The organism is Flavobacterium sp., assembly GCF_052437795.1.
GTDB lineage: Bacteria > Bacteroidota > Bacteroidia > Flavobacteriales > Flavobacteriaceae > Flavobacterium.
In genome coordinates, this window is sequence record NZ_JBQVPA010000002.1 from 691,953 (window position 1) to 712,458 (window position 20,506).

The window sequence follows — 20,506 nt, forward strand, 5'->3', positions numbered from 1 at the left end:
AATGGATAAGAAGAGCGAAGAATTTTACCAGAGGCTGAAAGAAGAGCTTGCGGGCTCTGCCGAATGGCCTGCCGAATACCTGTTTAAATTTATAGTGCCGTCGGATGCTGCCAAGATCCAGCAAGTGGAAGACGCCTTTAATAACATGGGTGCTGTAATAGAGACTACCCAATCGAAAACCGGCAAGTATACCAGCGTTTCTGTGAACGTGAAGATGGAAGGGCCGCAGTCGGTTATTGATAAATACATAGCGCTCTCAGGTATCGAGGGCATCATTTCATTATAATTCATACTATGCGATATAATTCTGGAGATGTCATTGGCAACCTCGAATACAATTCCGAAAGGGAGCACCTCATTATACCTGAATATGGCCGCCACCTGCAAAAGCTGATACAGCAAGCCATAGCGCTTGAGGATAGGGATGAGCGCAATAAGGCGGCGAAATACATTATTTCGGTTATGGGCACGCTTAATCCGCACCTGCGCGATGTGCCCGATTTCCAGCACAAGCTGTGGGACCAGATATTCATAATGTCCGATTTTAAATTGGAGGTGGACTCGCCTTACCCGATACCGTCGCGCGAAATGCTGCAGCAAAGGCCGGACAGGATGGATTATCCGCAGAATTTCCCCAAATACCGCTTTTACGGCAACAACATCAAGTATATGATCGATGTGGCAAATAAGTGGGAGGATGGCGACATGAAGGACGCGCTCATTATAGTGATCGCCAACCACATGAAAAAGTCTTACCTGAGCTGGAACAAGGATACAGTGGTAGATGCCGTTATATTCGAGCACCTGTTTGAGCTTTCCGACGGGAAGATCAACCTTCAGCCCGGCGCGGACGAACTATCGAACGTGACTGACCTGATGAAGGTGAACAAAAAGCTGAGCAACAAAACGCAGTTCAGCAATCCGAAGCAAAAAATGCAAAGGCCGGGCAACGGCAAGAATATCCAAAATAATAACAAGAACAGAAAATCCTAAAATTCCATTCTGCTGCATGGGGACATTTAAAATTGAAGGCGGCGCGCCGCTAAAAGGGGAGATCACACCACAGGGGGCCAAGAACGAAGCGCTCCAGGTGCTATGTACCGTATTGCTTACACCGGAAAAAGTAACGATCAGCAACATACCCGACATTATTGACGTAAATAAGCTGATCAACCTGTTGCGCAGCCTTGGCGTAAAGGTAGAAAAACTGGCCCATGGCTCCTATTCTTTCCAGGCTGATGAAGTTAACCTTACGTACCTTGAAAGCGAAGCGTTCAAAAAAGAAGGCGCCGCGCTAAGGGGATCTATAATGATCGTAGGGCCATTGCTGGCGCGTTTCGGCAAAGGCTACATACCAAAGCCGGGCGGTGACAAAATAGGCCGCAGGAGGCTTGATACGCATTTTGAGGGGTTCATTAACCTCGGTGCGAAATTCAGATATAATGAAGAAGACCATTTTTATGGTGTGGAAGCCGAAAGGCTTAAGGGTACCTATATGCTTCTTGACGAGGCATCGGTAACAGGAACGGCCAACATCGTTATGGCAGCCGTGCTTGCAGAAGGCAAGACCACCATATACAATGCCGCGTGCGAACCCTACCTGCAACAGCTTTGCAAAATGCTGAACAGCATGGGCGCGAAGATTACCGGTGTAGGTTCCAACCTTATCGAGATCGAGGGCGTGGATAGCCTTGGCGGATGCGAGCACCGCATATTGCCGGACATGATCGAGATCGGTTCCTGGATAGGCCTTGCCGCCATGACCAAAAGCGAGATCACGATAAAAGATGTAAGCTGGGATAATCTTGGTGTGATACCTTCTACGTTCAGGAAACTCGGCATTACGCTGGAGCGCAGGGGCGACGACATTTATATTCCCGCGCACACTGACGGTTACGAGATACAAAGCTACATAGACGGTTCGATACTTACCATTGCCGATGCGCCATGGCCGGGCTTTACACCCGACCTGTTGAGCATCGTTCTGGTAGTCGCCACACAGGCAAGGGGCAGCGTGCTCATACACCAAAAGATGTTCGAGAGCCGCTTGTTCTTTACCGACAGGCTGATCGATATGGGCGCCAAGATCATGCTGTGCGATCCGCACAGGGCTGTAGTGATAGGCCTTGATTTCAAATCGCAGCTTAAGGGTATCGTAATGTCATCGCCGGATATCAGGGCGGGCATATCGATGCTTATCGCTGCGCTTTCGGCCAAGGGCGTGAGCACCATACAGAACGGTGACCAGATCGACCGTGGCTACGAAAGGATCGATGAAAGGCTTAAGGCCATCGGTGCTAAGATCGAGAGGATAGATTAAGAATGACACACATAAGAAAAGCCCGCAATTTTGCGGGCTTTTTTGCGTTAATTTATATCCATTAATTAATAAACCAACCGATCATGAAAAAACTTATTGTTGCAGTGGTATTCGCCTTTTGTTGTTCGGCGAATGCCCAAAACATTCCAGCCGATAATGACAATACACCATATATCGAGGTCTATGGGACCGCAGAAAAGGAAGTAGTGCCAGACATTATCTATATCGCAATAACCCTACAGGAAAAACTGAACGGAAAGGCAGATTATACCATCGCGAACCAGGAAACAAAACTTAAGAAAGCACTTCAGGGCATTGGCGTTGACCTTAAAAATTTGTCATTGGCCGATGCTTCATCGGAGATTATAAAATACAAGAGAAAAGATAAAGGCATTGAAGAGCGCCAGGAATATTTACTGAAAGTGAGTACTGCCGATGAAGTGCGCAAGGTGTTTGAGGCGTTGCATAATAATGATATAAAGGAAGCTTCCATTTCAAATGTAGACCATACTCAAATAGATGCCCTGCGCAAAGAGGTACGCATTGCCGCCATAAAGGCCGCAAAAGAAAAAGCGACCTACCTGTTGCAGGCGATAGGTGAACAGCCGGGCAAACCATTAGTCATTACTGAGGAAGCCGGCAGGGCTGTCCCTCAATACTCCAATGTTGCATTTACCGGAAATTTAGAGACTAATGCCGGCACCGATTTTAAAAAGATCACCATCAAATTCTCCTATTACGTGAAATATTCCATAAAGTAATTCCAAAAATTCATTATATTTAGGGAAAACCAAAGCTATGAACAATACTACAAACTCTTACCAACCAATTTTAGAAGCCGACAAACGCAGAAAACGCAAAACGACCACCATTGTACTAATTATCGTGGCGGCAGTAATTGCACTATCCGTGACCTTTTACTTCATGATCTCATCTTTCGTGAAAGACTCCGATGCCTACAAAGCCGCTATCGAACATTTGGGGAACGACCCTGACATTAAGTCTGAGACAGGCGGCATTAACGAATATAATGTGGACGGTTTCCATATCTCAACAACGAATGGTCACGGCGATGCCACCTTCAATATTACCATAGACGGAAAGGACAAAGACATCCCCGTTTACCTCGAACTAACAAAACATCCCGACGGGAAGTGGGAAGTAGTGAAGATGGATAAGTAATTTTTGTATAATGCATAAGGCCCGCGATCGCGGGCCTACTCTTTTTTATTGATCCGCCACCTCAATCGCTTTTTCCAACACCTCATCCCTACCTGCTTTTATCCCTGCAACGGTTGGATGTATCTCAATATCTACTTTTACACCAAGGCGCTGTGTTGGGGTGCCATCGGGATAAAATACGCCTAAGCCCGATATCCAGGTCTTATACCCGCCTGGGAATACGATCGTGCTTACATTCCCATCAGCACCAGCGGTCTGGCTGCCTATAGTTGTCACGTTATCACCTGCCTGAAAGGACATTGTGGTGAATTCGGCGTGGCTTTGCGTGGTCTCATTGACCATCACGATAATCTTGCCGGTATAGGCATACGGACTTTTGCCTCTTGGTCCTGTGCTGTATGTTTTTAACCAAAGATATTTTCCGGGATAGTTAGGATCGGGCCTGGTAAAGTGTACAAATACTTTTTTCTCCTCCATCAGGTAACGGCTTATTTCATACATCGTTCCGTTAGGGTAGTTCCGGATGTCGAATACCAGCGCCTTGCATTTGCCCAACTTTTCGAACATATCGTGCACGTCTGGTACTTCCAGTACACCCATATTAATGTAGCCGATGTTGCCATCGAGTATCTTGTATTTTTCAGGAGCAGCGTCTTTTGGGGCGGTAAACTCTTTTTTTACAAAACGTGTTATGTCTTTTGTAGCAGTGCTTGCGTCTCTTTCAAAATTTATCGTAACCTTGTCGGTACTGCCATTAAAAATGCCGAAGTAAGCATTCCTTTTCCTGCCTCCCGGATTGGATGCCGGGATATAACGGCTTTTCTCGGCAAGTATGTCATTAACGGACATCCCGTTCACATGGGTTATGGCATCCCCTATACGGAGATCATCCTTTTTTGCCTTCTCTTCATCATAATAGCCTGTGACAACTGCTCTTCCATCAATAATGCTGAATTTTACCGGCGCCCAGTAATAGCCAAAGTATTTGTTGGTATTGTCGGTAACGAAGAAACCGTGGCTGTCGTCGATAGAGGCAACGAGTTCAAGCATCGCGAGGTGGTAGGGCTGGGCAGAACCGGCATCACGGAATTTAGGTATCATTTCCGTTAGCACATCGTCCCATTTCTGGTCGGTCTGGTATTTGTACGGGAAGTAGTACTCGACAATATTCCAATAACGGAAAAGGCTTAGTAATCGGTAGTGGGCGTTGGGGTATTCAAAGTCTTTATACTCCGGCTCATTTTTGATGGTCACATTATCGGCGCCCCCAAACCCTGCATAATGGCTTTCGCCCAAATGCCTGTTGGCCTCAATGTACTGTAATTTTTTCGTAAGTTCGGGAGTAAAGGCGGCGGTATCTTGCATCCAAGCCATACTGAAGTTCTTTTCAAATAATTCTTCCTTCGGTTTCTTGCCGCACTTTTTGCACACAGGCACTTCGCCCAGGCCGTCCATCCATTTGATGTATAATGTGCTTAGCTCTTCTTTAGTCGTGGCTTTTTCCACTTCCGGTAGCAGGTCGATCAGTTTTTGGTCCCAGTTGAATTTACCCTTGGCAACCTGCGGGTGGTAATACTTCAGGAAGCCCCAGATGCGGGCGGTAGCCTCCAGCTTTTGGATCTCTGTCACAGGCGTTGAAGCCATGGCCGACTGCATTATAAAGGCGGCCAACACGATGATCAGTTTTTTCATTATTCAGGTTTTTAGTTGGTATCTTTTTGGTTTAACCCCATAGATACATAGCTCTGTTTTTCTTAAATAAGTTTAATATGGCAGCACAGAGTGTGAAGCGTTGCTTCATCTATGTGTAACTATCTGCCCTTTTAGTGCCATGAAAACTATATATCTATGTGGTTAAATAACGTTTTACAGGAAATCTAGGAACTTCAATCCGAAGACAACGCCATCGGTTACAAATCCACCCTGGTAAGCACGTACATAGTCGATACGCAGCATCCTGAACTTGCCAAAGCCCACATTGTCAAATCCTGCTGTAAACTCATGGTACGGCTTATACTGTGGTGTAGCGATACTGTGGTAGCCCAGAACGAGGTTCCATTGCAGGTCTGCCAACAGCGGGATCTTATTCATCAGGTAGCCTTTATCGTTGTGCTCAATGTGTGTTTCAAGATACGAATCGTTTGTGCTGTGGGTGTAGTAGGGCAGGAGGTTGAACACGTTGAGGTATTGTTCCTCTGTTCCTACGTGTGTCTGGTTTCCGTTAAAGTGCTTGTAGTCCATGAAGGCGATATTATCGGCATTGAAGAATTTACCGGCTTTCACATTGAACCCGAAAGTACCTTTATTGTGGAATGTCTCACTGTACGATACCCTTGCCGCAATGAAGTCATACTCATAGCCTTTTACGGTCGATGAAAATGCCTTTTCGTACATGAACGATATACCAGGGTAGTTCACCTCGGTAACCGGGATCTTGCCATCCGGGCGGCTGATGTACTTTTGCCCAAAGCGTATCGTACCGCTGATGTTGGCCTTCCAAAGTTCATGCTTTTCGAATGGTGCAGACGTATAGTTCTCCGGATCGATAGGGTTATTGGACGTATAGTCTTTATTGTCCTTTATCAGCACATAGTCAGTATTGTTGAACAGCGGCCTGCGTTTGTTATATTCCACGCTTCCGGCCATGGTAAGCCCGTTGAAGATCCAGCGGCTGGTGCCTATTTTGGCATAGGTCTTATCATAAAGTTTCATGTAATTCTCCTTGAACAGCAATGAACTGAAAGTGTTCATGATAGGAGTGATGGGCTCGGATGGGTTGAACTGGTTGATCGTATTACCCCCGGCAAAGCTGTATGTACCCAGCTTCCATATCCGTGTACTAAAACCGCCATGTGCCCGGAAACGCTCTTCGGCAATGCCATAGTTCATTTCGGTCCATGCGGAGAAATAGCGTTTTTTATCGGTATTGGAACTGTTATACGATAATCGTGTGTCCAGGTTCCAGCCCTGCACGGTATTGTATTTCGGGAACTGGAGTATACCGTCATAATTGAACCAGGTCTTGTTATCAGCGCTGCGGTAGTTATAGCCCGACAATGCATCAAATACCTTAAAACGGTTGCGCTTGCTGTTCAAAGAATCTTTAGATACTTTGTTCACTTCGGCAAGGCTGTCCTTTTTTACATAGTCGGTACGCTCTTCGCTGGTTAACGGCACGGGCCTCACGCCCGTCCAATAGATGGAGTCTTTCTTGTTGGAATCTTTTTCGAACGAAACCAATTCTTTGGTAAACGTGCCTTTCTCAAATTTGTCGTGGAAAACGTAGTTGCTGTACACATGGGTCATTTTTCCTGTAAAGCCAACGCCGAACATCCCGGCCTTAATGTCGAAAGTCTGGGAATTCTTGGACCAGGTGCCGTTGGTACTGTTATAGCTGAAGTTTTGCTGCAGCTTGAGCACTTCCAGGATATTCTGGCGGATACGGTAACCCTTGATGTCGAGGTCAATGGCCGAGATCGCCCAGCTGTCGTCAACAATATAAATATAACCCTCGAACACAGGTTCCTTGTCACGGCGCGGGATCACTTTGATCTTACTCACCTCAAAGCCGTTCTCATCGGTAAAGCTGCCTTCGTATTTGTATTTGTAGTAGCCGAAGCATCCTTTAGCAATAGGCGATATCATGTCGACATCCTCCATATCCACGTAATCTTCGTAAAAGTTGTAAAATGTACCATCAGCAGTATTGTAGCTAAAGCCATTGTTATCACCGCTTATCTTCGAGGCGATGATCTTTTCCTTCAGGCTGTTGGGCTGCTGGAAAGTAATATGCGAAACCGTCTCGCTAAGATAGATGATGCCGCTCCCGGTCGAGTCCAGCTGGCCTTCGGGTACGTCGACCTTCATGCCCATGATACGCTTGGGTACGTTCTTCACGCGGAAGATACCCTTGGAGTAAAAGTCGGCTTCAAAACGGCCTGTCTTTTCTGAATTTTTCTTTTTGTTTGCTACCGCATTACGAATGATGGCGTATGCCGGATCTTCACCTTTGGTAATGGTCACTTCGTTCAGTTCGTAGCTTTCGTCTTCCAGCACTACGTTAAGCGTGTGTGGAAACGACGTAATGTTTACCGGGATCTTTTTGGCTTTGTAGCCAATCGACTGGAACAGCACTGTGTACTTGCCAGTCTCTTTAAAAGGCAGGTCGTACTGCCCGGCTTCATTGGCCGTAGTTCCCGTGTAGGTGTTTTCGATGGTAACGCTAACAAATGGTATAGGTTCGCCGTTGGTGGAGGTGATTTTTCCTTTTATCTGCGCGGCAGCGGTTAATCCTGCCAGCAGAAAGAGTGCGGTAATGAATTTGTGCATGGTTTTATTGGTTATTGGTAGGTTATTTAAAGGATAGACGATTTTTACATGGGCATGGTTGCATAAGGGTTAAAATTATGTGAACACAGGAAGATAACGGGAGTTAGCGGGGTTTCTTACAAAATGGATACTTTTTTTCTAATATTTGAGTTTTAAAACCATGGAAGAGATATTTTTTGAGCTGATCATTGGCTTTTTCAGATACTCCGGTGCGCTGTTTCATTGGCTGCTTCGGGGCATGAATCCAACTTTTGATGAAGTGCTGAAAAAGTACCGCTTTGTCAATGCAGCATTATCTGTCTTTATCATTGGCATGGCAGTGGCAATCGCATTTTAGTATATCAAGGCTCCTCTCATCAATGCTTTTTCCATACCTTTGGGTAAACACAAAATTCAATGAACACCATTCAGGATCTACGTTTCGCCGTCCTCATCGATGCCGATAATGTACCGTACTCCAACGTAAAAGGCATGCTCGAAGAGATCGCCAAATACGGCACGCCAACCTACAAACGCATTTATGGCGACTGGACCAAGCCCACTGTTTCGGGCTGGAAAGGCGTACTTCTTGAAAATGCCATCACCCCGATACAGCAGTATAGTTATACTTCAGGCAAAAATTCCAGTGACAGCGCGCTCATTATAGATGCGATGGATATATTGTACTCAGGAAAGGTAGATGGCTTTTGCATCGTATCTTCCGACAGTGACTTTACCCGTTTGGCGACACGCCTGAGGGAAGAAGGCATGAAAGTGATCGGGATGGGGCAAAAGAAAACGCCAAAGCCTTTCATAACCGCATGCGATAAGTTTATTTATATTGAGATCCTGCCAGGTAGCTCTGACAGTAAAAAGGTCACTGCTAAAAAGCCTGTCAGGGCCGATAAAAATGAAAAGCCGCATCCTGAACCCGAACATATTGAAACTACAGAAACTAAGGAGACCCTGAGCACTATTGACAGCGGCCTCATAAAAGTGATACGCAACAGCATCAATGACCTTGCCGATGAGAACGGATGGGCATTCCTGGGCGACCTTGGTAATCTTATCCTTAAAAAGCAACCCGACTTTGATGCCCGTAACTATGGCTTTCCGAAAATGCTGCCGATGATAAAGAGCATTGACAGCTTCATCGTGGATGAAAGGGAAACCGGCAAAAATAACATTAAACATGTATTCGTTAAGAATAAATAATACGCATTACGCTCACCCATGAAGAAGATCACCGAAGCGATAGTGCGCAAGGACAAAACAGTCAATAAGATACAGTTCGATAAAGAGTGGTTCTATTCCCTTGAGGATATGCAGGATTTCCTGAACGAAGACCTTTCAGGAGTGGAATATGTTACCCTGCCCATGGATATTTACGGAGAAATACTCGATGTAAAATGCGCCACATGGGAGGATATTGAGCGCTTCCGCCAAAAAGAGCCGCTGGAGGATTTTAGGGGCAGTGTGTTGCGAGGCCCCCTGAACCCCAAAGGGGGAAAGAAAAAATAGTATGGAAAAAGACTGGTACCGAACTTTCCGAAATGCAGAAACTATCTATCCAATGAGGTCTTGACGGCCTTAATAATAGTTGTGTAAGATCTCATTCTTAAGTTATAAAAACAGTGAAAGATAAGCTTGCAAACTTTCGCAAATAATCCGATCATTAAAACGTTAGGACTACAAGGCCTGAGTGAAGCTGCCCCTTCTCCATTGGAGAGGGGGTTGGGGGTGAGGCCTGAAAACTGCGACTGCGACTGAAAACTATTCCAGTATATCCAAAAACGTCAATCCGAAGATAACCCCGTCACTTAAGAAGCCGCTTTCATACGACCGTATATAATCAATACGCAGGAAACGGAATTTCCCCCACCCCAGGTTATCGAACCCTGCCGTGAATTCCATGTACGGCTTGTGTTCGGGAGTAGATAAGGCATGCGCCCCTAATACCAAATGGTAATTCAGTTCGCTGATCAGTGGCAGTTTGTTGGTTATGTAACCTTTAAAGTTGTGTTCCAGATGGCCTTCAAAATACTGGTCATTGGTACTATGAGTGTAGTAGGGGAGGAAGTTGAACACGTTGAGGTAGCGCTCCGATTTCCCTATGTGCGTTTGGTTGCCGTTGAAGTGCCTGTGATCCACAAAAGCGATATTTTCCGAATTGAAGAATTTACCCGCACGTACCGCCATGCCTGTTTCACCCTTATTGCCAACATCAAGCGTATAGGTAATGCGGGTAGACAGGTGGTCAAAATTATAATCCTTAATGCTCGATGCAAAACCTTTTTCATACTTCAGGTACAACCTCGGGTAATCAGGGTTGGTAATGATCTCACGCCCATCCGGACGGGTGCGGTACTTTTGCCCAAAGCTGAAACGTGCCTGCACCGATGCTTTCATCAGGTTGTGCTTCAGAAAGGCGGGTGTTTCGTTGTCAAATGGCAATTGCGGGTTGTTTGACAGGTAAGGCTTGTACAGGTCTTTCAGCGTAGAAAAGTTGGTGTTGTTGTACAACGCATGCCTGCGGGCATATTCTACCGAACCGCTCAGCTGTATCCCGTTCACCACCTCTTCCTCATAAGCAACTTTGATAAACGCATTGTCGTAAAATTTCGCATAGTTGTCGCGGAAGAAAAGCGTGCTTATACTGTTCACGATCTTATTTATAGGCTTTTCGGGGTTAAACTGCTCAATGCTGCTCCCTCCTGTAACAGTAACTATACGTTTGGAAAAGTTGTTGAATTTGTGCGAAAAAGTCCCCGTCGCACGGAAGCGCTGCTCGGCAAAGCCATAGTTAAGGTCGGTACCAAAGGTAGTGTAGGTGTTCTTTTCCGGTCGGTATTTCGTGAAATGGAAGCCGGGCGCCAGCCAGTAAGCCTGTACGGTGTTAAAGGCAAGGCGTGTAGCAATGCCGGTGTACTTTATGTCCCAGTTGCCTTCAGAATTATGGTAGGTGTAGCCTAATATCGGAGCTGTCCACTTAAAGCGGTTGCGTTCATGATCAATGCTGTCGAGATAGGTAGGGGATTTCCGTTGCTCCTGTAATTTGTCTTTCCTGATATAATCGTTTCGCTCTTCAGGTGTAAGCGGGATAGGGCGCATGGTATTCCAGTACGTGTTGGGCTTTTTGTTGGCATCGGTTTCCACGAACTGTACTTCCGGCCCAAATGTCCTTTTATCGAATGCCGGATCGAATTTAAAATTACTGTACACATAGCTGAACCTCCCCGTAAGCCCTACGCCAAACAGCCCGGCATTGAAGTCAAGCGTCTGCACGTTCTTTGTCCACAGCTTTTCTTTAGCATTATAGCCAAAGTTCTGCCTGATGTTGAGCGAGTCCAGCAGTGGCTGCTCGATCTGGCTGCCCTTCAGGATAAAGTCAGTAGCATACAATTCCCATGTTTCATCTACAATGTAGATATACCCTTTCACGGCGGCCTCATTCTTCTTTTTTGGTGATACCTTTATCTTGCTTATTAGTTGTTCGCTGTCATAAAAGGCACTTTCCAGCTTATAATCATAATAATTGAAGGCATTGTCGGCAATAGGGGAGACCACGCGCACTTCGAACGGAAGGAAGTTTTCGTAAAAGTCAAATTCAGCAGTTTCGGCGCTGTTGTAGCTGAAGCCATTATCCTCACCGCTCACTTTAGAGGCCACGACAACCTCACGTATCTTATCCGGTTTTTGTGACTGCACACGTGAAATGGTCTCCGAAAGGTAGATGATGCCGCTTCCGGTGGTGTCTATGGAGCCACCGATATCGCCAATTTCCTGCCCGAGTATTTTGTCGGGGACATCTTTCAGTTCAAAAGTGCCGCGGGAATAAAAATCAGCTTCAAATTTGGCCGTTTTGGCTGAATTTTTCTCACGGTTGGCAATTGCTTCGCTGATGATCATTCGTGCCCTGTCATCTTTATTGGTAATAACAAGCTCGTCCAGGGCATAGCTTTCTTCCTGCAAGGTAACATTCAGCGTATGCGGGAATTTGGAAATATCAACCGATACCTCTTTCGTCTTGTAGCCGATCGAGCGAAATATGATTGTGTGCCTTCCTTTTGCTGAAAGGCTCAGTGTATAATAACCATCTTCATTAGATGAAGTACCATTGTAGGTGCCTGACTGTACTACACTGGCAAAAGGAACGGGCTCGCCGTTTGGCGATACTATGCGTCCTTTTACTTGGGCAAAGGTTGAAACACTGAATAAGAACAGCAAGTACAGCAGGTATTTTTTCATTAGTTATGTGATAAGTGATCGTAAAGCAAGTTCGTAACCCTTAAGGCCAAAGCCGATGATGACCCCGGCGGCGACCGGTGAAAGGAAAGACTGGTGCCTGAAGGTTTCGCGGGAAAAAGTGTTGGAAATGTGCACTTCGATAATTGGTGCTGTAACAGCCTTTACCGCATCGGCAATGCCAATGGATGTATGGGTGTACGCTCCCGCATTCAGGATGATACCGTCATGGCTGAAGCCTGTTCTTTGTATCTCGGTTATGAGTTCCCCCTCAATATTGCTTTGAAAGTATGATAGCTTTATGCCGGGGAATTTATTCTGAAGTTCTGCAAAGTAGTCCTCAAAGGTGCGCCCGCCATATATTTCGGGTTCGCGCGTGCCCAGCAGGTTCAGATTAGGGCCGTTGATTATGTGTAGGTTCATTAGTTAGGGTTTCTATGGTAAAAGTAAGTGATTACTGCAAAGCACGTATTTAGTTTAATACTAATTTTAACATTTAGAGCATAAAGGAGAACGTAATTGATGAAGATCTTGGGGGTCTTTAAAAATAGTATCCTATATGTAGTACCATCATCTTTATTTTTAGTTGTTTAAAGATACTGGTCTTTACCTTTTACCCCTTAACCAAGACATCGAAAAAAGTAACTATCCGCGCCATCCGTGCTCCTTTCCGGTCTATAAAACAAAAACCGGCTTCTTCAATAAAGAAGAAGCCGGCCATTTATTTTTTAATTTCTTAGAAATAGTACCCAACAGATAGCTGGAATACATTGTTCTTGATATCGATCTCATCGTTATCCGATACATTGCTGAGGCCGACATTGTAACGTGCCTGGGCAAATATCCCTGCAATGATCTTCAGTTCGGCACCAATCCCTGCAGAAAGGTCAAAGCTTTTGGTGTCGAAAGCTTCTTCGGCCTCGTCTACAAGAAATGAGAATTGTGGCCCCGCCATAAGGCTTAGCTTCTCAGGCAGCACATAAAATTTTGCCATCACCGGTACGGAAATGTAGCTCAGGTCGATGTCCTGTGCAATGTCAAGTGCGGTATCTTTGTAGGTCGCTCCCTGCGAAGAGAATAGCCCCTCTGCCTGTACGGAAAAGGTTGGAACAAGGTTAAGCTCTACAACTGCCCCTGCGTGGAAACTGGTAATACCGTCGGTATCCACATCGCCCGAAAAGTTAGCGAAGTTGGCACCTGCCTTGATACCGAAGTCAAGGCCCTGCGCCTGCATGGCAAAGCTGCCTGCCAGCGCCGTAAGTACAATAAGGATCTTTTTCATGTTATAAATATAGTTATTGGGTTAAAAATAAAAACCTAACGAAAGCTGTACCACCGAGTTTTTTACGTCGGCATCTTCAAATACCTGTTTTTGTCCCCATACATAACGCCCCTGTATGAACAGCCCGCCTACAATTTCATATTCAAGGCCTGCCGCTATGCCAAAGTCAAAATTTTCGGCTTCGGCAGGCAAAATGTCCTTTGTCTCACCTGCAAGCAAAGAGAATTGTGGGCCGGCATGTATGCTTAACGAACCATCAATGTCAAATTCGGCCATTATCGGCAGCGTAACATAATTGATCTTATATTCGTCGCCATCTACCTTGGCACCCTGTAGAGAGTACAAAAGTTCAGGCTGCAACGTTACACGGTCCAGGATGTAGAACTCCGTAAGCAGTCCTACATGAAAGCCGGTCATGCCATCAAAGCCTTCCGCATCATTTCCCCTAAGGTTGGCAAAATTCACCCCTCCTTTAATTCCGTATGTCTGGGCCTGCATTGCCACGGATGAAAGCAAAAGTACGGCCGCAAAATAAAGTTTTCTCATAACGAATTTGTAATACCGGTTAAGCACAAATGTAGGGGAAAACTTTAAAACCGCAGATGTACTTTAACCCGAATTTGGCTTTTTTTACTTTCAATACAGATCGCCGGGGTTAGTTGACGAACAAGTGTATCGTGTGGAGGCATTGTTTTTTGGATTATTAAATTCATAAATTTTTTGGCACGCCGTTTGTAAGAAGAAGTGTTAAATAACCATAATTTATTCAACTATGAAAAAACTATTATTCTCGCTGGCCGCGCTTGCCGCCTTTGCATCAGCTAATGCCCAGGAAGAAGAGGGTACAACAGGTTTCACTAAAGGTGATGTTTTTGCTTCGGGTTCACTCGGGTACAATTCCCGCAAAACAGGCGAAGAAAAATATACACGATTTGGCGTAATGCCGCGTGTAGGATACTTTGTTAGCGAAAAGATCGCCATAGGGGCACAGCTTGGCTATTCCAGCACCGAGGCAACTTACTATACAGGCATGGAATGGGATGAGCGCACTACGAATTCGCTTACTGCAGGCGCATTTGCAAGGTACTATGGTACTCCGGGGAAAACCTTTTCATTTTTTGGCCAGCTGCATGTAAATTACAATTCAGAAAAAACAGACTATGAAGGTGGTGGTGAAGATAAAAGGAACGGCTTTGACATAGGGATAATGCCGGGTATAAGTTATTTTGTATCTGACCATATTGCGCTTGAGGCTACATTTGGCGCATTGGGTTATGGTACCTCCAAGCCGGATGCTGATGGAGCGGAATCTACGAACACCTTCAACCTTGATCTTGACCTTACAAGTGTAGGGATAGGTATAGTTTATAAATTCTAGGGAATGTTGATACAATTCTTAATAAATACCCACTTTTAGGTATTTTTCTTATTAATTTATTTTATACATTTGCGTACAAGTAACAATAAAAATTAACACAAAATGAAAAAAATCTTATTATCTGCTGTGGCTGTTATGGCTTTCGGCGCTGCTGCTCAGGCACAGTCTGAGGACATGAAATTCGGTGTTAAAGCCGGTGTGAACCTTACTAACTTTACAGGTGATTTTGACGGTGACGGAGCTACAAGTTTTTACGTAGGCGGTCTTGTTGATCTTCCTGTATCTGGTAACTTCCACGTACAGCCTGAGGTTCTTTACTCTATGGAAGGTGCTGACAAAGCAAGCCTTTCTTACGTAAGGGTGCCGATCATGGCTAAATATTATGTTATGGAAGGCCTTAGCCTTCAAGCTGGTCCTGAAGTAGCTTTCAAAGTTGGAGCTGAAGATGATCTAATGGATGAAGCTACCAAATCTATCGATTTCGGTATCGGCGCAGGTGTTGGGTACGAACTTCCAATGGGCTTGTTCTTTGATGCAAGGTACAATCTTGGTATGTCTAACATCAGCGAGAGCGATGCAGTTGATTTCAAGAACACTGGTATCCAGATCGGTCTTGGATGGCGTTTCTAATACATCGCTATAATGAATATAGAAAACCTCCCATTGGGAGGTTTTTTTATGGATCATGGACGTATCATACTATGTACCAACCATTTTTTACGTTATATTTCACTTATTTAAAGAAAATCTTGTTAATGAAAAGCGAAATGCTGTATAATGGATTTTTTTTTAAGAATTATTTCCTATTTTTATCGCACATAAATCAATCACACATGAAAAAACTCTTACTTTCAGCATTGGCCGTCGTGGCATTCGGATCTACAGCGCAGGCTCAAATGGATGAATTCCCCATTTTCGGAATAAAAGGCGGTGTTAACTTATCAAACTTTGGTGGTGACGTCGAAGATACCGATATGGCTACCGGATTTTATGCAGGTGTTTCGCTTGATATCCCTATGAAAGGTATATTCCACCTCCAGGCAGAGGCACTTTACTCTAAGGAGGGTGCTGATAAATTATCTGTTACTTACCTGAGGATGCCTGTTATGGGTAAATTTTATGTCGGCAATAACTTCAATGTTCAGGTAGGCCCGGTACTTGGCGCAAAACTTAATGTTGAGGCTGATCTTGGTGATGAAGAGCTGAACAGCGCTTCCGAAAGATCTTTTAAAGCACTGGATTATGGCGCAGCCGCAGGGCTTTCGTACGAGCTTCCTATGGGTCTTGTTATCGATGCAAGGTATTACCTGGGCTTGGGAGACATTAACAGCGCTACTATAGCTACCGACAAGATCACCAACAATTCGATACAGCTTGGTTTAGGATACCGATTCTAATTCCGGTTCGTCATACTGTTTAAAGCCTCTGTATAGAGGCTTTTTTTTGGTTTGCAATTAACACACACAAATAGTAATACAAATGAAAAAGAAATTATTTGCTGCGGCAGCCCTTATGCTTGGCCTGTCCGCGCTGGCGCAGGAACAACCACCGCTCGAAGCCACAGGTATCGTTAGGTATGGCCTCAAAGGCGGCCTTAACGTAGCATCGCTTCGCGGCGATGTTGATGAACCTTCGCCAAGGCTGGGGGTGCATTTTGGCGTAACCGCCGAGATAAGGGTTTCGGAAAGGTTCTCCATACAGCCTGAACTGATGTACTCGATGCAGGGGATAAAGGAAGAGGGTTCGCTTATGATAGACGGGAACTTTGTAGAAGGAGAGGCTACTACAAAGCTGGACTATATTATCCTTCCCATCATGGCAAAAATATACATGACCGAAGGCTTTACGCTTGAAGTCGGGCCACAATTAGGCCTGCTGAACAGTGCCAGGGTAAAATACGACATCAGGAGTTCTAATGATACCTTTAGCGGAAGTACGGACATTTCCAATCAAATGAAGTCGCTTGACTTTGCGGTCAATGCAGGATTGGGGTATAAATTGCCATCGGGGCTATTCTTTCAGGGAAGATATACATTGGGACTTACCAATGCTTATGACGGTGACGAAGCAGAAATAAAGAATGGTGTGGTACAATTCTCCATAGGATACCAGTTCAAATAAAAAGGTTAGCCTCCCAATGGGAGGCTAACTTATTTTATAATTCCGGGAGAATTAGAATTTATATCCTATACCCAATTGGAATACTGAGTTTTTAGCATCTACATCTTTGTAGATCTCAGTAAGGCCAACATTGTACCTGCCTGTTGCGAATAGTCCCATTTCTGTCTGGAAAGTAAGTCCCGCAGCAACACCAAATTCAAAAGTTTCAGCTTCGTCCATGTCGAAATCACCGTCATCTGAGTTCGGGTTTAGGTCAACTTCTTCGTTTACAAGGAAACTGAACTGTGGTCCTGCTTCGATGCTAAGGCCTTTAGTTACATACACTTTTGCAAGTACCGGTACGTTGATGTAGTCCAGCTGAAGTTCAGCTTTGTCGCCATCAGGTCCGTCAAAGTCAAAATCGAATCCCTGTCCTGAGTACAAAGCCTCTGCCTGGATAGAGAAAATGTCTGCCAATGGGAATTCTGCAACCACACCTACATGGAAGCTTGTCCTTGATTCAGGAGAGTCAATGTCGTTACCGGAGATGGTAGCGAAGTTAACACCACCTTTTACGCCGAAGCTAATTGCCATTGAATCCTTGTTGCTTGCGTCTTCCTGTGCGTTCGATACTGCTACAGCACCCAACATTAAAGCACTTGCCGAAAATAATTTAAATAGTTTCATCTTTTTATAAGTATTAGTTTTGTTTGTCAAAATTATATGATTAAAATTGGGGGTATTATCAAAGAATTCTTAATTCACATAACTTTAACCCCTATGAATAGTTGGGTAAAATACGTAAACGACTATAAATCATACCTTAAAATAGAGCGGGGGCTGTCTGCAAATTCTATTGCCAGCTATGCGTTCGACATACAAAGGCTTGTGGGGTATCTCGAAAGCACAGCGATAGACGTTACACCACTTGCCATAGATGATGAGGCCATCCAGCAGTTTATCTACCATATATCGCCGGAGCTCAGCCCGCGCAGCCGTACCCGCATAATTTCCGGATTGAAAAGCTTTTTTAATTACCTGGTGTTTGAAGACTACCGGAAAGACAGCCCTATGGAGCTTATTGAAGTTCCAAAAACGGGCAGGAAGCTTCCGGATACGTTATCGGTAGAAGAGATCGACAGGCTTATAGGTGCGATAGTGTTTACTGATGACGGGCGGGGTGAGCGCGACAGGGCCATGCTGGAGACCCTATATAGCTGCGGGCTAAGGGTATCTGAGTTGGTTGGCCTGAAAATTTCCGACCTTTTTTTTGAGGAAGGATTCATAAAGATAACCGGTAAAGGCAACAAGCAGCGGTTCGTGCCGGTTGGCGGGTCTACCGTAAAATATATAGAACTTTACAAAAAGCAATGCAGGGTTCTTATCAATGCTCAAAAGGGTCACGAAGATACTTTATTCCTAAACAGGCATGGCAAAGGGCTTACGCGTGCCATGATATTCACCATCATCCGGCGCCTTGCCGACAAGATCGGGCTTAATAAAACTATAAGTCCCCATACCTTCAGGCACTCTTTTGCCACGCACCTGCTGGAAAACGGTGCTGACCTGAGGTCGATACAGCTTATGCTGGGGCATGAATCCATCACTACGACAGAAATTTACATGCATTTGGACAGGAAATTCCTGAGCAATGTATTAAGTACGTATCACCCAAGAAAATAAATATTTTTCCTTTGGCGAAATATTTAGAAAAAAGATAGTACATTTAAAACCAAACCTATTTTTGCAATATAACGGACTAAGTATGAAGTTTTTTGATATGCCTGACATCCATGATGGCGAGCGCCTCGATGCTTTTTATAAAAAGCTGTTGGACCAGGTGCCGGACCTGATCTTTAAGATGATATGGACAGGCAGGGATAACTATGCGATCGTATATGCCAGCGAAACCGTGAATGAGATGTATGAAATGACCGTTGAGGAATTCAAATACAACACACATAAATTCTTTACTGACCGCGTAGTTCCGTCTGACATAAAGGATTTTGTAAAGACCGTTAAAAAGTCGGGCCGCACCATGTCAAAGTGGGATCATGAATTCAGGGTACAGCTTCCCGAAAAGGGCCTGAAGTGGATGCGCGTTACTGCAAATCCGGAACGTTCGCCCGATGGGGTCGTGAGCTTTTATGGCCGGGTCACCGATATTACCACCCGAAAGGAACAGGAAAATAAGATGGCGCACTCTGAACAGCGGTTCAAATATGCGCTCAAAGCGGCATCAGAAGGGTTGTGGGACTGGGATATGGTAACAAATGTAGTGTACATGTCGCCCCAGCTCATGAAGATCATAGGTAAGGAAGAAAAAGAAGCCTATTACCCCAATACGTTCTGGCTGTCGCGCATACATCCGGAAGACATTAACATGTATCAAAGCCTGAAAGGCGCCTACCTGGATGAAGCATCGGGGTCATTTGAGCATATTTACCGGATAATGACCGATCAGGGCAAGTATCGTTGGGTATTGAGCCGCGGTAAGGCCATTTTGGAGAATAAGAAGCCTGTAAGGGCAATAGGTACACTTAAAGATATTACCCAACTGAAGGAAAAGGAGATGGAGCTGGGTAACACCATAGACATCATTGGCAGTCAGAACAACAGGCTGAGTAATTTTGCCCATATAGTATCGCACAATCTGCGATCGCATGCAAGTAATTTGAAAATGCTGCTGGATGTTTTTAAAACTGCGGATAACGAAGAACGCGAGGAACTGCTCACGCACCTGGAGGGAATATCCGATGGATTGTCTATTACGATCGGGCATTTGAAGGAATTGGTCGAGATACAAAATGAGATCAAAATTGTGCGGGAAGACCTTAATTTAAGGCATTACCTTAAGCATATTTTGACGATCTTGCATAATGAAATTATAAAACACGGCATTACTATCGAAATTAATATACCTTTGGATGTAACAGTAAATTATAATCCTGCTTATCTTGAGAGTATATTGCTTAATTTTACAACCAATGCCATCAAGTACTCAAGCCCCGAAAGGAGTCCGATGCTGTCATATGATTTTGAGATAGTTGACGGTAAAAAAGTACTTTCGGTATCTGATAATGGATTGGGTATTGACCTGAAAAGGCATAAGAACTCACTTTTCGGGATGTATAAAACATTCCATAAGAACCAAAATTCAAGGGGTATAGGATTATTTATCACCAAGAACCAGGTGGAGGCAATGGGCGGAAGGATAGAAGTATTTAGTGAAATGAATAAAGGGACTACTTTTAAAATTTATTTTGATGAAGAAAGTTAACAACTTATACGTTATTGACGATGATAAGATATATCATTTCCTGCTTAAAACACTCCTGAAGCAAAACGGTATCGATACAAATGCCACTTTTTTTTGCAACGGGCAGGATGCCATTGACCACATCAAAAAAAATAATACTGAAGAAAGTACTCCCGACCTGATCTTGCTGGATGTGAATATGCCTATAATGAACGGTTGGCAGTTTTTGGAGGAATTCAGGAAACTTAGCCCTAACCTTACTAAAAAGCCAACTATATATATGATCAGTTCATCTAATAATGAGGTGGATATCCAAAAAGCAAAAGATTTTAACGATACGGTAAAGGATTACTTCCTGAAGCCTATATGCAGGGAAGATATCGAAAAGATATTTGTAGTGTAGTCAATATACTAAGCCGATACACTGCCTTT

Annotated in this window: 22 protein-coding genes; 15 read left to right on the plus strand and 7 right to left on the minus strand. The window is 44.6% G+C overall.

The window, feature by feature from the left end:
• Nucleotide 1 precedes the first annotated feature (1 nt).
• The 5 genes from ACT6R0_RS09935 (at nt 2) to ACT6R0_RS09955 (ending at nt 3,502) form a co-directional block, all read left to right on the plus strand.
• Entirely contained in the window at nt 2-286 is a 285-nt protein-coding gene (locus tag ACT6R0_RS09935; protein WP_444652391.1) for a DUF493 family protein, read from the plus strand.
• Between the two features lie 8 nt (nt 287-294).
• Nucleotides 295-993 (plus strand): DUF4290 domain-containing protein, encoded by a 699-nt coding sequence (locus ACT6R0_RS09940; protein ID WP_444652390.1) that lies wholly within the window; start codon nt 295-297, stop codon nt 991-993.
• A gap of 16 nt (nt 994-1,009) precedes the next feature.
• Nucleotides 1,010-2,320: a UDP-N-acetylglucosamine 1-carboxyvinyltransferase gene (gene murA / locus ACT6R0_RS09945; protein ID WP_444652389.1), complete on the plus strand. Its 1,311-nt coding sequence runs from the start codon at nt 1,010-1,012 to the stop codon at nt 2,318-2,320.
• An 83-nt stretch (nt 2,321-2,403) separates the two neighbouring features.
• On the plus strand, nt 2,404-3,081 hold the full coding sequence (locus ACT6R0_RS09950; protein ID WP_444652388.1) for an SIMPL domain-containing protein: 678 nt from the start codon (nt 2,404-2,406) through the stop codon (nt 3,079-3,081).
• Nucleotides 3,082-3,118: 37 nt separating this feature from the next.
• Complete coding sequence (locus ACT6R0_RS09955) at nt 3,119-3,502, plus strand: hypothetical protein (RefSeq protein ID WP_444652387.1); 384 nt, start codon at nt 3,119-3,121, stop codon at nt 3,500-3,502.
• 45 nt (nt 3,503-3,547) lie between these two features.
• On the opposite strand, the gene ACT6R0_RS09960 is transcribed toward ACT6R0_RS09955, so the two are convergent.
• Together ACT6R0_RS09960 and ACT6R0_RS09965 are read right to left on the minus strand one after the other, a co-directional pair.
• Nucleotides 3,548-5,194 (minus strand): S41 family peptidase, encoded by a 1,647-nt coding sequence (locus ACT6R0_RS09960; RefSeq protein ID WP_444652386.1) that lies wholly within the window; start codon nt 5,192-5,194, stop codon nt 3,548-3,550.
• Between the two features lie 174 nt (nt 5,195-5,368).
• Nucleotides 5,369-7,831, minus strand: a complete 2,463-nt coding sequence (locus ACT6R0_RS09965; protein ID WP_444652385.1) for a DUF5686 and carboxypeptidase regulatory-like domain-containing protein — start codon at nt 7,829-7,831, stop codon at nt 5,369-5,371.
• A gap of 160 nt (nt 7,832-7,991) precedes the next feature.
• Here ACT6R0_RS09965 and ACT6R0_RS09970 point away from each other — a divergent pair, with 160 nt between their 5' ends.
• Genes ACT6R0_RS09970 through ACT6R0_RS09980 form a run of 3 tightly spaced genes read left to right on the plus strand, consistent with a single transcriptional unit; the run spans nt 7,992 to nt 9,331 of the window.
• Nucleotides 7,992-8,168, plus strand: a complete 177-nt coding sequence (locus ACT6R0_RS09970) for a hypothetical protein (RefSeq protein ID WP_444652384.1) — start codon at nt 7,992-7,994, stop codon at nt 8,166-8,168.
• Between the two features lie 59 nt (nt 8,169-8,227).
• The gene (locus ACT6R0_RS09975) at nt 8,228-9,025 is read left to right on the plus strand and encodes an NYN domain-containing protein (protein ID WP_444652383.1); all 798 of its coding nucleotides are present in this window, start codon (nt 8,228-8,230) and stop codon (nt 9,023-9,025) included.
• 18 nt (nt 9,026-9,043) lie between these two features.
• The gene (locus ACT6R0_RS09980; RefSeq protein ID WP_444652382.1) at nt 9,044-9,331 is read left to right on the plus strand and encodes a hypothetical protein; all 288 of its coding nucleotides are present in this window, start codon (nt 9,044-9,046) and stop codon (nt 9,329-9,331) included.
• A 252-nt stretch (nt 9,332-9,583) separates the two neighbouring features.
• Here ACT6R0_RS09980 and ACT6R0_RS09985 read toward each other — a convergent pair whose 3' ends face one another.
• From ACT6R0_RS09985 to ACT6R0_RS10000, 4 genes are all read right to left on the minus strand, one after another.
• Entirely contained in the window at nt 9,584-12,058 is a 2,475-nt protein-coding gene (locus ACT6R0_RS09985) for a DUF5686 and carboxypeptidase regulatory-like domain-containing protein (protein WP_444652381.1), read from the minus strand.
• 3 nt (nt 12,059-12,061) lie between these two features.
• Nucleotides 12,062-12,478 carry a type II 3-dehydroquinate dehydratase gene (aroQ, locus tag ACT6R0_RS09990; RefSeq protein WP_444652380.1) on the minus strand — a complete coding sequence of 139 codons (417 nt, stop codon included), beginning with the start codon at nt 12,476-12,478 and terminating at the stop codon, nt 12,062-12,064.
• Nucleotides 12,479-12,791: 313 nt separating this feature from the next.
• On the minus strand, nt 12,792-13,337 hold the full coding sequence (locus ACT6R0_RS09995; protein ID WP_444652379.1) for a porin family protein: 546 nt from the start codon (nt 13,335-13,337) through the stop codon (nt 12,792-12,794).
• 21 nt (nt 13,338-13,358) lie between these two features.
• Nucleotides 13,359-13,883 (minus strand): porin family protein, encoded by a 525-nt coding sequence (locus ACT6R0_RS10000; protein ID WP_444652378.1) that lies wholly within the window; start codon nt 13,881-13,883, stop codon nt 13,359-13,361.
• A 226-nt stretch (nt 13,884-14,109) separates the two neighbouring features.
• Here ACT6R0_RS10000 and ACT6R0_RS10005 point away from each other — a divergent pair, with 226 nt between their 5' ends.
• The 4 genes from ACT6R0_RS10005 (at nt 14,110) to ACT6R0_RS10020 (ending at nt 16,836) form a co-directional block, all read left to right on the plus strand.
• Nucleotides 14,110-14,715, plus strand: coding sequence for an outer membrane beta-barrel protein (locus ACT6R0_RS10005; protein ID WP_444652377.1), 606 nt, complete (start codon nt 14,110-14,112; stop codon nt 14,713-14,715).
• Between the two features lie 102 nt (nt 14,716-14,817).
• Entirely contained in the window at nt 14,818-15,345 is a 528-nt protein-coding gene (locus tag ACT6R0_RS10010) for a porin family protein (RefSeq protein WP_444652376.1), read from the plus strand.
• A 203-nt stretch (nt 15,346-15,548) separates the two neighbouring features.
• Nucleotides 15,549-16,112: a porin family protein gene (locus ACT6R0_RS10015; RefSeq protein ID WP_444652375.1), complete on the plus strand. Its 564-nt coding sequence runs from the start codon at nt 15,549-15,551 to the stop codon at nt 16,110-16,112.
• 82 nt (nt 16,113-16,194) lie between these two features.
• On the plus strand, nt 16,195-16,836 hold the full coding sequence (locus tag ACT6R0_RS10020; protein WP_444652374.1) for a porin family protein: 642 nt from the start codon (nt 16,195-16,197) through the stop codon (nt 16,834-16,836).
• A gap of 51 nt (nt 16,837-16,887) precedes the next feature.
• On the opposite strand, the gene ACT6R0_RS10025 is transcribed toward ACT6R0_RS10020, so the two are convergent.
• On the minus strand, nt 16,888-17,502 hold the full coding sequence (locus ACT6R0_RS10025; RefSeq protein ID WP_444652373.1) for a porin family protein: 615 nt from the start codon (nt 17,500-17,502) through the stop codon (nt 16,888-16,890).
• Nucleotides 17,503-17,595: 93 nt separating this feature from the next.
• On the opposite strand from ACT6R0_RS10025, the gene ACT6R0_RS10030 reads away from it, so the two are divergent.
• From ACT6R0_RS10030 to ACT6R0_RS10040, 3 genes are all read left to right on the plus strand, one after another.
• Nucleotides 17,596-18,498: a site-specific tyrosine recombinase gene (locus ACT6R0_RS10030; protein WP_444652372.1), complete on the plus strand. Its 903-nt coding sequence runs from the start codon at nt 17,596-17,598 to the stop codon at nt 18,496-18,498.
• An 82-nt stretch (nt 18,499-18,580) separates the two neighbouring features.
• Complete coding sequence (locus ACT6R0_RS10035) at nt 18,581-20,095, plus strand: PAS domain-containing sensor histidine kinase (RefSeq protein WP_444652371.1); 1,515 nt, start codon at nt 18,581-18,583, stop codon at nt 20,093-20,095.
• Nucleotides 20,082-20,477, plus strand: coding sequence for a response regulator (locus ACT6R0_RS10040; RefSeq protein ID WP_444652370.1), 396 nt, complete (start codon nt 20,082-20,084; stop codon nt 20,475-20,477). The genes ACT6R0_RS10035 and ACT6R0_RS10040 overlap by 14 nt, the downstream gene beginning before the upstream one ends.
• Nucleotides 20,478-20,506: the final 29 nt, after the last annotated feature.